This window comes from Fodinibius halophilus (assembly GCF_011059105.1).
Taxonomy (GTDB): domain Bacteria; phylum Bacteroidota; class Rhodothermia; order Balneolales; family Balneolaceae; genus Fodinibius; species Fodinibius halophilus.
The window spans coordinates 17,577-30,012 of the sequence record NZ_JAALLS010000008.1 but is presented as its reverse complement, the minus strand read 5'-3'; the positions used below and the strand labels follow the sequence as shown (position 1 = coordinate 30,012).

Below are 12,436 nucleotides of genomic sequence, written 5' to 3'. Positions count from 1 at the left end.
TTCTTTATCGCCATTTTTCAATGGACTACCTGTTTCAATAGTGTAATGTATCCATTTATACCCTCCTCAATCTCCGACAGACAGATAAACTCATTGTCCGTATGAGAACGAGCTGACTTCCCCGGCCCCATCTTTAGGGACGGTACCGGCATCAGCGCCTGGTCAGAAAGGGTGGGCGACCCAAAGGTCGTAATCCCCAGCTTTTGCCCGGCTTGTACGAGTGGATGATCCGGCGGAATGGATGAAGGATTGAGTCTTGTAGATCGTGGTGTGACCTCCGACTTAAGATGCTGCTTAATAATATCCAGTGTTTCTTCATTACTGTGGGCATCGGTAGTACGCACATCCACAGTAAATAGGCAGCTGTTGGGGACCACATTATGTTTGCTCCCACTTTTAATGATGGTTGTCGTCATCTTTATAGGCCCCAGGAAGTTAGAGATTTTCTCAAACTGGTGGTTTTTAATCCACGCGATATCATCCATAGCGGTGTAGATGGCGTTATTGCCTTCACCACGGGCGGCATGGCCACTTTTCCCGTTGGCAGTACAATCCAGCACCATCAGCCCCTTTTCAGCTACAGCCATGCGCATTTGCGTAGGTTCACCGACGATGGCACTATCAATTTCAGGCAATTGATCCCAGATAGCACTAATGCCTTTATCCCCGGAAATTTCCTCTTCGGCGGTGGCGGCCAATACTAAGTTATAGTTCAGGTTTTGCTGCTCGTAAAAATAGAGGAATGTGGAAATAAGTGAGACCAACGCTCCACCAGCATCATTAGATCCCAGGCCAAAGACCTTGCCGTCCTCAACGGTCGGCTGAAAAGGATCACGGCTGTAGTCGGAGTTGGGTTTCACGGTATCATGATGTGAATTCAGCAACAGGGTGGGGCGGTCGGGTTCAAAAGCTGTGTTCATTGCCCAAACGTTATTCAGCTGTCGCTTGACGGGAACACCTTTTGCCTCCAAATACTGTTGGATTAGGTCGGCGGTAGCTCCCTCATCGCCTGAAACTGACCGGGTTGCAATCAGTTGTTTTAATAAATCTGTGGCTTCAGTTAGCAGTTGAGTCATAGTGCCAGCTCCGTTCCTATTTTGGTCGTCAGATTTTGAGCATGTTTGATGTATACCTTGTCGATATCTCGTTTAAGAGCCTCAAAAGCGGTATCCAGTTTTGGGATCATTCCATCGTGGATGGTGCCATCATCTTTCAACTCTGAAAAATAATCCATTGTCATATGCTTTATGAGTGAACCCTCATCTTCTTCATCGTGCAAAACGCCAACTTTTTCAAAACAGTAGGTCAGGGTTATCTCGTAATTTTTGGCAAGAGCCACTGCCAGCACAGAAGCTATGGTATCAGCATTGGTGTTGAGCAGTTGCCCTTGTTCATCATGGGTGATCGCCGAGAAAACCGGGATAATCTGCTCATCCAAAAGTCGCTTTATAAAGTAGGTATTGATCTCATCCGCTTGAATATCACCCACAAATCCATAATCTATCTCAGTGCCACTTCTCTTGGTGGCAGGGATGATATTTAGGTCCGCACCCGAAAGTCCCAATGCGTTGCATGGGTGCTCCTGTAGTTTAGCTACAATGGTTTTATTGATGAGGCCCGCATATACCATTACAGCTACATCCAGAGTGAGTGTATCGGTAATACGACGCCCGTTATTCATTTGGATAGGGATATCCAGATTTTTGCAAAGCCTGGAAGCCGAGTTTCCGCCACCATGAACCAGTATTTTGGGATGGTCAAGCTGGGTAAAGTGATCTATAAACCTATCTAATTTTTGTCCGTCATTGACGATCTTTCCGCCAATTTTAATAATCTGTAATTTCTGCATTATAGTTCCTCCAATATATTTTGAAGTACGGCCTGGGCGGCATACTCGCGATTTTTAGCCTGTTCGTACACTAATGAGTTATCAATTACTTCATCAGTTGCTACCACATTTCTTCGAATTGGCAGGCAGTGCATAAACTTGCCGTTATTGGTCAGTTTCATTTTCTGTTGGTTGATTGTCCAGTCTTTCTCCACCGGGGGCGTCTGCCCGTATTGGGCATAGCTGCACCAGTTCTTGGTATAGACGAAATCGGCGTCTTTTAGCGCGGTTTCCTGATCATGACTGACTTCAACTCCATCTGTAAACTCATCGCTGAGTTCATATCCCTTGGGATGCACAACCGTAGTTTGGGCATCGGTTGCAGTTATCCATTGTAAAAATGAGTTCGCCACGGCCTGCGGCAATTTTTTGGGATGAGGAGCCCAGCTTAACACTACTTTGGGTGTGCTATTTCCGGTTTCGGTGATAGTGGCCAGGTCGGTTAGTGATTGCAGGGGATGCAAGGTGGCTGATTCCAGGCTGACAAGCGGTACCGAGGAATGCTTTATGAAGTTGTTCAAAACCTTTTCCTGGTAATCTTCTTGAGGATCCTCGAGCTTGGCAAAGGTTCTGACGCCCATCACGTCGCAGTAGCCACTAATGACTTGCACAGCATCTTTGATATGTTCCTGGGTAGAACCATTCATCACGGTCCCATCTTCAAACTCGATATTCCAGGCATCGCCGTTAATATTCATGACGATCACATTCATGCCGAGGTTAGTAGCGGCTTTTTGAGTACTCAGGCGGGTTCGCAAGCTGGGATTAAAGAAGATGAGTCCCAGGGTTTTACCCATTCCGAGAGTGGAAGGGGAGCTATTTTGTTTCAGTTCAAGTACTTGCTGTACAAGTGCTTGTGGATTATCAGTATCGTGTATGGATGTAAAATTGGTCATTGGTATACGTGCTGTGTTAAGACGTTTTGTAGTGCAGTGAAAAGATGATCGATTTCGGCTTTGGTAATAGTCAGTGGCGGCAATAGCCGTAGCACATTTGGGTTGGAGGCTACGCCGGTCACAACCTGTTCTTGGTTAATCAGCTGCTGTCGCAACTCTTTTATGGGAAATGGGAATTCCAGCCCGATCATCAAGCCCTTGCCGCGTACTTCCATAATTCTGGGCAGGGTGTTTAGTTTTTTAAAGAGGGCATTGCCGTGGATAGCTGCATTATCAATAAGCTGTTCCTCTTCAATAATTTCCAGTACCGCAGTGGCTGCGGCACAGGCCAGTTGGTTGCCGCCGAAGGTAGATCCCAGTTGCCCGTGAACGGCTTCAAAATTGGGACTCAATATGGTGCCCGCTACCGGGAAGCCGTTGCCCATACCTTTAGCTACGGTGATAATATCAGGGGTGATGCCGGCGTGTTGGTGAGCAAAAAAGGCTCCGGTTCGTCCGTAGCCGGATTGTATTTCGTCACATATAAATACCACATTATGTTTTTCACAGAGCGATTCTACTTCTTGAAGAAAGGAATCCTCAAAAAGGCGAATACCACCAATACCTTGAATGCCTTCAAGTAGTACAGCGCATGTATCACCTTTGGAGATCTCCTGTTTAAAGGCTTCCAGGTCATTTATCTCCAGGAAGATTGCATTATTGCTCTCATTAATCGGTGCGGTATATTTATCATTGTCGGTGACACTTAGTGCCGAAGTGGTGCGTCCGTGGAAGGCCTTGTTAAAAGCAATGACTTTTGATTTGCCGGTGTGGAAAGACGCCATCTTAAGGGCGTTTTCTATGGCTTCGGCTCCCGAGTTACAGAGAAATAGTTGGTAATCTTCATAACCGGAGAGTGCTCCCAGTTTCTGTGCTAGTTCGGCCTGCAGGGGATTTTGTACCGAGTTAGAATAAAAGCCGATGTTGTTCAGCTGTTCGCTAATCTTGGAAATATAGTGCGGGTTACTGTGACCGATGGAGATCACTGCATGACCGCCATAGAAATCCAGGTACTTCTTCCCGTTACTGCAGAAGATATAGTTGCCTTCGGCTTTAACTGGTTCAAGATCGAGTAGGGGATATACGTCAAAAATATTCATCTTAAAAATGTGTGGGTTTAAGGTGAAGTCCGGTTTCTTCATCAAAGTCAAACATGAGGTTCATATTTTGCAGGGCTTGTCCTGAGGCTCCTTTCAGCAGGTTATCAATGGCTGCCGTAATGAGCAGTTGCCCATCTTCCTTTTTCAGGTGTAGCAGACACTTATTGGTATTAACGACCTGCTTCAGGTAGATCGATTCCTGGCTTAGGTATACAAAAGGGGACTCTTTATAGAATTCACGATACAGGGCTTGGGTCTCCTCCAGAGAGGGTGCATAGTTGGTATAAGCGGAGATGAAAATTCCCCTGCTGAAGTTTCCTCTGACAGGAATAAAATTGAGTTTGCCCTTATACGAGGGCGACAGTTGGGTTATGCTCTGCTGAATTTCATCGATATGCTGGTGATTAAGTCCCTTATATATGGAAATGTTGTTGTCTCGCCAGCTAAAATGGGTGGTATCGCTCAATGAGCTGCCCGCTCCTGTGGCCCCGGTAATCCCGTGAATGTGTACATCATCGTTGAGAGCTGATTCTTGAGCTAGTGGAAGCAGAGCCAACTGTATAGCCGTGGCAAAGCAGCCGGGATTGGCGATGTTTTTGCTCTGGGTGATTTTGGCCTTCTGTAATTCAGGCAATCCATAAGTAAAGCTGCGTTGTTCAAAAGTATTTTGATTCGAAAGCCTGAAATCACGACTCAGATCGATGATTTTAGTCTGCTCCGATATCGTGTGCTGTTCGAGGACTTTGGTGGAGTTTCCATGGCCGGTGCACAAAAAAAGGACATCAACCGATGGATTTATCTTGGAAGAAAATGCAAGCGTTGTTTCTCCAATTAGATCCTTATGAACAGCGGTTACTGCTTCACCCGCTTTACTGGTACTAAAGACGAAATCTATAGTTACTTTCGGATGATTCAAAAGCAATCGAATAAGCTCACCGCCCGTGTAGCCCGAACCGCCTACAATGCCTGCATTAATCATGACTGTTCACCGATTTGTGGATGTTAATCTGGTTAGATAGAATTTTTGCAAACCCTTTGACGTCTTCGCCACTCCAACTCTTGTTCATCTCCCCGTAATCCCCAAACTTGGCGTCCATTAGGTCGTTGTCTGAGGTAATTCCCTCAATTGTAAACTGGTAGGGGGCAAGGTTGACCGTTACGGAACCGGTAACATTACTTTGCGTATCTGCCAGAAACTGCTCGATATTTCGCATTACGGGATCCAGGTACTGGCCCTCGTGTAGCATCATGCCATACCACTCGGCCAGCTGTTTTTTCCAGTAGAGCTGCCACTTGGTAAGTACGTGTTTCTCGAGCTGTTTGTGTGCCTTGATGAGAATCATCGGTGCCGCAGCTTCAAATCCCACTCGACCTTTGATACCAATAATAGTATCGCCTACGTGGACATCTCGACCTACGGCATAGTCGGAGGCCAGTTCGTTGAGTTGCTGAATAAGTTCAACGGGGGGTAGTTTTTTGCCGTCGAGTGCTACAGGCTCGCCCTTTTCAAATTCAAGGGTGATGGTTTGTTGGTCCGTTTTTTTAAGCTGGCTCGGCCAGGCTTCTTCGGGCAGGGGCTTGTCGGAGGTCAGCGTTTCGGCACCGCCTACGCTGGTGCCCCACAAACCTTTGTTGATAGAGTACTTTGCCTCGGCCCACTCAAAATCGTAGCCCTGTTGCTGTAGGAATTCCACTTCTTGTTCCCTGCTTAGTTTCTGATCACGTATGGGCGTGATAATCTCCAATTCCGGGGCAATGACATTAAACACCAGATCGAATCGAACTTGGTCATTGCCGGCTCCTGTACTTCCATGGGCAATGGCATCGGCCCCGATCTGTTTGGCGTAGTTAGCAATAGCTACCGCCTGGAACACACGCTCAGAACTCACTGAAAGGGGATAGGTATCATTTTTCAAGATATTCCCGAAAATGAGATATTTGATGATTTTTTGGTAAAACTTCTCAGTTTGTTCCAGGGTGTTATGTGTATCCGCCCCCAGGTTATAAGCGTGTTTTTCGGTTTCGGTGAGTTCTTCTTTCGAGAAACCTCCGGTATTAACCAGAACAGTGTGAATTTCTGCGCCATAGGTTTGTTTGAGGTACGGAACACAGTACGAGGTATCGAGTCCGCCGCTAAAGGCAAGGACAATTTTGTTACTATTATTCATTGCAATCAGTATTAAAAGTGAAAAGGGATTTTGTTTTGCGCTGGATGTTATATTTGTGTAGCCGCAGGAAACGTTTGAATGATTCCCACCGCTTAGCTTTTTGTGAATCTTCATCTTGCGAAGATTGAGATTCCTCTTTTTCAGGATCATATAACATCCCCGTGCAAAGACAGCCTTTTCGCTCTTTACTGGTTAGAATATCGTAGTTGGGGCAGCTTTGGCATCCTTTCCAGAACTCCTTGTCTTGGGTTAATTCCTCAAAAGTGACGGGCTTGTAGCCCATATCTGAATTAATTTTCATGACGGCCATACTGGTGGTGATACCAAAAATTTTGGCTTCGGGATATTTTTCTCTTGAGAGTTCAAAGATCTTGTTCTTGATTTTTCTTCCCAGCCCCATCTTTCGGTAATGTGGGTGGACAATAAGCCCTGAGTTGGCTATGTAGTTGTCATGGTCCCAGCTTTCGATGTAGCAAAAACCGGCGAGCTGCCCGTTGTCTTGGTCGACAGCAATAACGGCTTTGCCTTCCTCAATCTTGGCCTGAATATACTCCGGAGCTCTTTTGGCAATTCCGGTGCCACGCTGCTTGGCGGCTTCTTCCATCAGGGCACAGATTTCTTCGGCATAGCTCAGATGCTGGGTATCGGCTACAGTGATTGTAATATCCATCGTACGGCGATGTTATTTCTATCAACGAAAAAATTATTCGCTAATAATTAATGGGTGATTTGAAAAAGAGTTGGGTTGTCGAATGGAGGAGTACAATACCATGTCCCCTCCAAAAAGGAGAGTTTATTTAGACCCGAACGGGCCGTGGCCGTACGTGAAAGCGGAACGTAGAAATGGCTGCAACAGATGGACTGTCGCTAGAAAAAGTGATATGTGTTCCGTTTGCTTTCATTGAATGGTATAAACTCTCGTCTTCTTAGATAAAAGGCAAGGAAAAATTTCATCGTAAATGGCAGGGCGATTGGTAGATGCTCTAAATTAATATATGACAACAATTTAGAGCATTTTAAAGCAGGTGTCTGAATGTATTAATATTTTAGTTGTGTTATCTGATTTATGATGTGATACAGTTTGCTATTGTGCGGGAAGATGAGCGTAGAAGTGTTTTTAAAATAAATTCTACGAGCAAAATTCAGTTGCCGTCGCACTTTTTTATTTGGTGGATAATGCTGATGTTGTCTCAAACATTGACCCGCATTATAAGACGGTTATGAGTTCAGAATTATACCAACAGGCACAACAATCACTGCAGGAGTACTGGGGGTTTCCCGACTTTCGGTCCGGCCAGAAAGAGGCTATTCGATCGGTATTAAAGGGGAATAATACGTTGGTGTTGCTGCCTACCGGGGGCGGGAAATCACTCTGTTACCAAGTGCCGGCTACCGTATTGGAGGGGCTTACAGTTGTAATATCACCATTGGTGGCCCTGATGCAGGACCAGGTGCAGCAGCTCAATGATCGTGGTATTGCTGCCACATTTGTGAACAGTTCGATATCGAAATGGGAGATAGAGCAGCGTTTTGCGAATGCCAGAAACGGAATGTACGATCTGTTATACTGCTCACCGGAACGCTTAAAGACCGACTTGTGGAAGGCAGAGATGCCCAAGCTGAATATTCGGCTGATTGCTATCGATGAGGCTCATTGTATTTCGGAATGGGGACACGATTTTAGGCCCAGTTATCGCGAAATAAAGCCGTCTCTTGAGGATATTGCAGACGAAGTAACTTGGATCGCCTTAACCGCTACAGCCACGCCGGAAGTTCGTGAGGATATCCTTCAAACGTTGTCGTTTGAAGAGTCTACGGTGGTCTCTAAAGGATTCGAGCGACCGAATTTAAAATGGTGGGTGGCTGTAACAGAGCAGAAGAAAAAGAAGCTACTGCAAGCTGTTGCACAAGCAGCACCAAAGGGTTCAGGGTTGATTTATGGAGGTACCCGAAGAAACTGTGAAGAGTTATCCAAAGCGATTCAACAGAAATTGGGAATAAAGGCACGGGCATATCACGCCGGATATGAATCTGTTGAACGCGAGCAGATACAACGCGAATGGATTAGTGGAGAAACGCCTTTGGTTGTAGCTACAAATGCTTTTGGGATGGGGATTGATAAGTCCGATTGTCGGTATGTAATTCACTACGAAATGCCTTATTCCCTGGAGTCGTATTACCAGGAGGCCGGTCGGGCCGGTAGAGATGGTGAGGAAAGCTTTCCACTATTATTGTTTAAGCCTGCTGATGCTATAGTAGCTGAAAGGCGAATTAAAGATTCCTACCCGGGAAGGGAACAACTCCAACACATCTATGATGTGCTTTGTGATCATCTTAATCTTGCTGTGGGCTCCGAAATGGAGGAAGCAGAGCAGGTATCCATTGAAGCGCTTAAAAAGCGGGCCGGGAATTCCAGGCGTATTGTGCAAGCAACACTTGATGTATTAAATCAGTTGGGGATTATTCAGCTTATTGAACACTTGCATCCCCAAATAGGGATTCAGTTTGTTGTTAATCCGGATTATATCCGACAACAAATTGAAGAGATGGACAATAGAAGAAAGGCTGATTTCCTGGATACGCTGTTTCGGCAGTTCGGTGGAGAAGCCTTTGGTGAGATGAAATATATGAAGTTCGATTACATACAGGAAAAACTAAGTGTCTCGCCCAATGCGCTGAAAAAAGGACTACAGGTTCTGCAAGATCATGATCAAATGTTGCTGTTTGAAGCTACAGGAGAACTCCCCCTTGTTCAGCTTATCGATGAACGGCAAGCATCTCTACAGTTGAGTAAGCAAGAATTGGAACAACATAGAGATACCCTCTTGGAAAAGCTGGATTATATGATTGGGTACATAAAAACTGAAAGCTGCCGCGAAAAATATATTCGGCATTATTTTGGAGAAGAAAAGGTGCCCGATTGTGGGCATTGTGATAATTGTTTGTCTAAACAACGGCAGGAGTCTGCCGTTTCGGATAGTGATCTTCGCCGTCTCAAAGAGATCTTGAGTGAAGGGCCAAAATCATTTGAACAAATACAGTCTGAATTTGAGTGGAGCGAAGCACGAATCAAGCAGTCCCTAAGTTATTTGATGAGAGAGCAAAAGGTTGTTTCTAAGGCTAAAATGTTTCACTGGGAAGCATAATTTCTATTGCTTGGTAGGAGCGGGTTTCTCATCGGGGGATGGGGTAGAAGTGGAATCGTTTTTTGTTACCAGCTCCATTTTGAGTTTTTCAATAGCCTGTTCGACGCGCTTTTTCTGTTCCGCAGGAAACTGTTGATAGTAAGTATGACTTTTATGGAATTGATTTTGGGTCACCTCATATTTTTTGAACACCTCAGAGGTTAGTGAGTCCACAGTGGTAGTATCAACTTTAGAATTTTCACTATAGGATTTCAGCAGCTGCATTTCAACCAACATGGGCGTATACTTTTCTTCCGGGATAAGGTTTTCTGGCTTTTCCTCATCATTACAGCCAACAAAACTTAGAAGAAGGAGCAGTAAAAAAATATTTTTAAACATTTTATTGCTCCGATGGGGGTTTGGGATTGAGAGGTCGCATCGTGATATCATTAATCAGGAAGTTATCGGGCGTTTGTAGGATATTCACCAAAACATCCGCAACATCACCGGGTTGCATCATGTTGGGGTGGGTATCCATATCAACTTGCTTAAAGAAATCGGTAGCAATAGATCCGGGGTAAAAACACGTTACTTTAATACCATCATACCTAACTTCTTTAAATAAAGCTTCGCTAAAACCCCGCACCCCAAACTTTGAGGCATTATAACCAGTGAGTTGGGGATTCCCGATTTTTCCTGCTATAGATGCAATATTAATAATATGGCAAACGGATTCATTTTCCTTCATCAAGGGAACTAACTGTCTGGTCATATAAAAAGTGCCCGAGAGATTGGTTTTTATCATACTTTCCCAATCTTCGACAGAAAGCTTATCTACTTCTCCGAATCGACCAAGGCCGGCATTATTTATGAGAATATCAGGCAGATTCTGTTCAGAGAAGGTATTATCGATCCACTGCTCTACCGCTTTGTAATCAGTAATATCCAGCGTAACCGGAATAAATTGCTTTCCCAGCTTTTCTTGGATCTTTTTCAGCTTATTGGTACTGCGAGCCAAACCATAAACTGTTGCTCCCTGTTCAATGAGCGCGCTACTAAAGGCAGTTCCAATTCCACTGCTGGCTCCGGTAATAATGGCGGTTTTTGTATTAATATCCATAATAGATACTGTTAATTGTGTTCTAATGATCTACGAACAGAAGCAATAGCGCATGCATTTTCATTCCCCATTTTTACTTGTTTTTTAGCCGATCATGAATTAGCGCATTGACCATATCCAGTGCCACCTGATTTTCGCCACCGCGGGGGATAATGATATCGGCATAACGTTTGGTAGGTTCAACAAATTCAAGATGCATGGGCCGTACAAACTTTTGATATTGTGAGAGTACATTTTCCAGCTTGCGATCCCGTTCTACAATATCGCGCTGTATCCGACGAAGTAATCGTATATCATCATCGGTATCCACATAGAGCTTTATATTCATTTGGTTACGTAGCTCCTTTTCCGTGAAAATGAGGATACCATCAATTAAGATTATTTTCTTGGGCTCTACAAGATTCGTTTTCTCTTTGCGGATATGTTTGGTGAAATCATAAATCGGTACTTCTACCTGGTAACCTTCTTTAAGTGCCTTAAGATGACGGATCATCAGTTCCGTTTCCAGGGAGGAAGGATGATCGAAATTGTGTTTTGTGCGTTCCTCAAAGGGTAAATGCTTTAAGTCGCGGTAGTACGAATCATGCTGCAATAGTAATATATTTTCTTCGCCAACTGCTTCAATAATATGTTTTACTACGGTTGTTTTCCCTGATCCGCTGCCACCTGCAACGCCAATAATTAATGGTTCCAACTGGTAATTCTATTTAGTGTTAAAATGCTGACTCTTTTCGTATTTCTTTTTGTAATTGCGTATCGACCGAAAAATTGCCGATGCGATAATGCTTTGTCCATAGTCAGAAGTAAGGTAGCGGGCTTCACTGGGGTTGCTAATAAATCCGGATTCAACTAAAACGGCTGGCATTGATGCATGGTATAAAACCACAAACCGAGCTTGTTTTACCCCGCGAGAGCGACGTTGGGCACGATCATCAAGCTGGTGTTCAAGCATGCCGGCAATACGTTCACTGCTGGCTATATAGCCACTGTTGGCAAGTTCATAAATTAATAACTCTTCCTGGGTAAGTTCTTTCTGTTCCGTATCGTTGTCGGCTCGGACCAATCTGTTCTCTCGTTTCATGACCTCGAGTGCGGTCTCACTTTTTTCAAGTCCCAGGAAATAAACTTCGGTACCATGCGGCTGTCGCGATGAAAAGGAGTTGCAGTGCAGCGAAACAAAAAGGTCGCCTTCAGCTTTGTTTGCGATGCTGCCACGTTCTTGAAGTCCCACAAAGGTATCATCGTCGCGAGTATACACAACTTTTACATCAGGCAGATACTCTTTGATATAGTCCCCAACCTTTTTTGCAATATCGAGCACAATGTCTTTCTCTTTAACATTTCTATACCCTATCGATCCCGGATCATGCCCGCCGTGCCCCGGATCAATGACAACCACATCAAACTTTAGCTTGTCTTTGAATTTACTATAGTTGGAGTCTTTGGGAAGTTCAGCAGATGAAATTTCAGTATCCTCAACCAGCAGGCTTTCGGCATTCATTGTCAGGCGCGACCATATAAGCGGTTCCATATCTCGGGTTACATATTCAAGATCAATCTTATTGGTCTTTGTGAGGCCCAGCAGAAGATCATCGCTGTGACCATCAGGATATGCCTTGCTGCTAAAATATTTATTTTTGGTGATATAAAGATCGACCCCTATTCCATTTGGGATATCATAGAAACTAATTTCATCAAAAACATCTGACTGCTCGGGGAGGGTTATATTCGTAGTGTCTATTGAGCTGCTGTACAAGGTCATTTGAACGAGGTCAACGCTGGGCTGATATACGTCAAAAGAATCGACTGATTGAGTCATATGAAAGCGCAGCACATGCCCTTTACCATCACTGCGTTCAGCTATAGAGACACGATCGAGCGAGTTTTCTTGGGCATGGAGAGGGGATTCTGGGAATAAGAAAAAAAGACAGCTCAATAATGGCAGCAATAATAACTGACCGTAGTTATTCATTCGCAGTTTATGTAAGATAAGTTTGACTGACACCTTTGATTGCATATTACGTGCTGAAAGCTATGATCGAAATTAACTAATATTTGCGCAAGAATAAATAGCAGAATATATATTGAGACTATCGGTAA

Annotated in this window: 12 protein-coding genes; 1 reads left to right on the top strand and 11 read right to left on the bottom strand. The window is 44.5% G+C overall.

The genetic code is table 11. The annotated features are described in order from the left end of the window. Nucleotides 1-17: 17 nt before the first annotated feature. From G3569_RS07515 to G3569_RS07485, 7 genes are read right to left on the bottom strand one after another with little or no spacing between them, the layout of a single operon-like run. Complete coding sequence (locus tag G3569_RS07515) at nt 18-1,076, bottom strand: M20 family metallo-hydrolase (RefSeq protein WP_165267686.1); 1,059 nt, start codon at nt 1,074-1,076, stop codon at nt 18-20. Next, the gene (argB, locus tag G3569_RS07510; protein WP_165267684.1) at nt 1,073-1,849 is read right to left on the bottom strand and encodes an acetylglutamate kinase; all 777 of its coding nucleotides are present in this window, start codon (nt 1,847-1,849) and stop codon (nt 1,073-1,075) included. Before argB ends, G3569_RS07515 begins: the two co-directional genes overlap by 4 nt. Then, entirely contained in the window at nt 1,849-2,784 is a 936-nt protein-coding gene (locus G3569_RS07505) for an N-acetylornithine carbamoyltransferase (RefSeq protein ID WP_165267682.1), read from the bottom strand. The genes argB and G3569_RS07505 overlap by 1 nt, the downstream gene beginning before the upstream one ends. Beyond that, nucleotides 2,781-3,923, bottom strand: coding sequence for an aspartate aminotransferase family protein (locus G3569_RS07500; protein WP_165267680.1), 1,143 nt, complete (start codon nt 3,921-3,923; stop codon nt 2,781-2,783). The genes G3569_RS07505 and G3569_RS07500 overlap by 4 nt, the downstream gene beginning before the upstream one ends. Before the next feature lies 1 nt (nt 3,924). Beyond that, a complete protein-coding gene (argC, locus tag G3569_RS07495) occupies nt 3,925-4,902 on the bottom strand; it encodes an N-acetyl-gamma-glutamyl-phosphate reductase (RefSeq protein ID WP_165267678.1) in 978 nt (325 codons plus the stop codon). Further along, nucleotides 4,895-6,091, bottom strand: a complete 1,197-nt coding sequence (gene argG / locus G3569_RS07490) for an argininosuccinate synthase (protein ID WP_165267676.1) — start codon at nt 6,089-6,091, stop codon at nt 4,895-4,897. Before argG ends, argC begins: the two co-directional genes overlap by 8 nt. Continuing rightward, nucleotides 6,084-6,761 (bottom strand): GNAT family N-acetyltransferase, encoded by a 678-nt coding sequence (locus tag G3569_RS07485; protein WP_165267674.1) that lies wholly within the window; start codon nt 6,759-6,761, stop codon nt 6,084-6,086. Before G3569_RS07485 ends, argG begins: the two co-directional genes overlap by 8 nt. A gap of 550 nt (nt 6,762-7,311) precedes the next feature. Here G3569_RS07485 and G3569_RS07480 point away from each other — a divergent pair. Continuing rightward, the gene (locus G3569_RS07480; protein ID WP_165267672.1) at nt 7,312-9,237 is read left to right on the top strand and encodes a RecQ family ATP-dependent DNA helicase; all 1,926 of its coding nucleotides are present in this window, start codon (nt 7,312-7,314) and stop codon (nt 9,235-9,237) included. 3 nt (nt 9,238-9,240) lie between these two features. On the opposite strand, the gene G3569_RS07475 is transcribed toward G3569_RS07480, so the two are convergent. From G3569_RS07475 to G3569_RS18365, 4 genes are all read right to left on the bottom strand, one after another. Beyond that, nucleotides 9,241-9,615, bottom strand: a complete 375-nt coding sequence (locus tag G3569_RS07475) for a DUF4296 domain-containing protein (RefSeq protein WP_165267670.1) — start codon at nt 9,613-9,615, stop codon at nt 9,241-9,243. A gap of 1 nt (nt 9,616) precedes the next feature. Continuing rightward, a complete protein-coding gene (locus G3569_RS07470; RefSeq protein ID WP_165267668.1) occupies nt 9,617-10,336 on the bottom strand; it encodes an SDR family oxidoreductase in 720 nt (239 codons plus the stop codon). Between the two features lie 73 nt (nt 10,337-10,409). Next, nucleotides 10,410-11,030, bottom strand: coding sequence for a uridine kinase (gene udk / locus G3569_RS07465; protein WP_165267666.1), 621 nt, complete (start codon nt 11,028-11,030; stop codon nt 10,410-10,412). A 9-nt stretch (nt 11,031-11,039) separates the two neighbouring features. Next, the gene (locus G3569_RS18365) at nt 11,040-12,308 is read right to left on the bottom strand and encodes an N-acetylmuramoyl-L-alanine amidase family protein (protein ID WP_205720079.1); all 1,269 of its coding nucleotides are present in this window, start codon (nt 12,306-12,308) and stop codon (nt 11,040-11,042) included. Nucleotides 12,309-12,436: the final 128 nt, after the last annotated feature.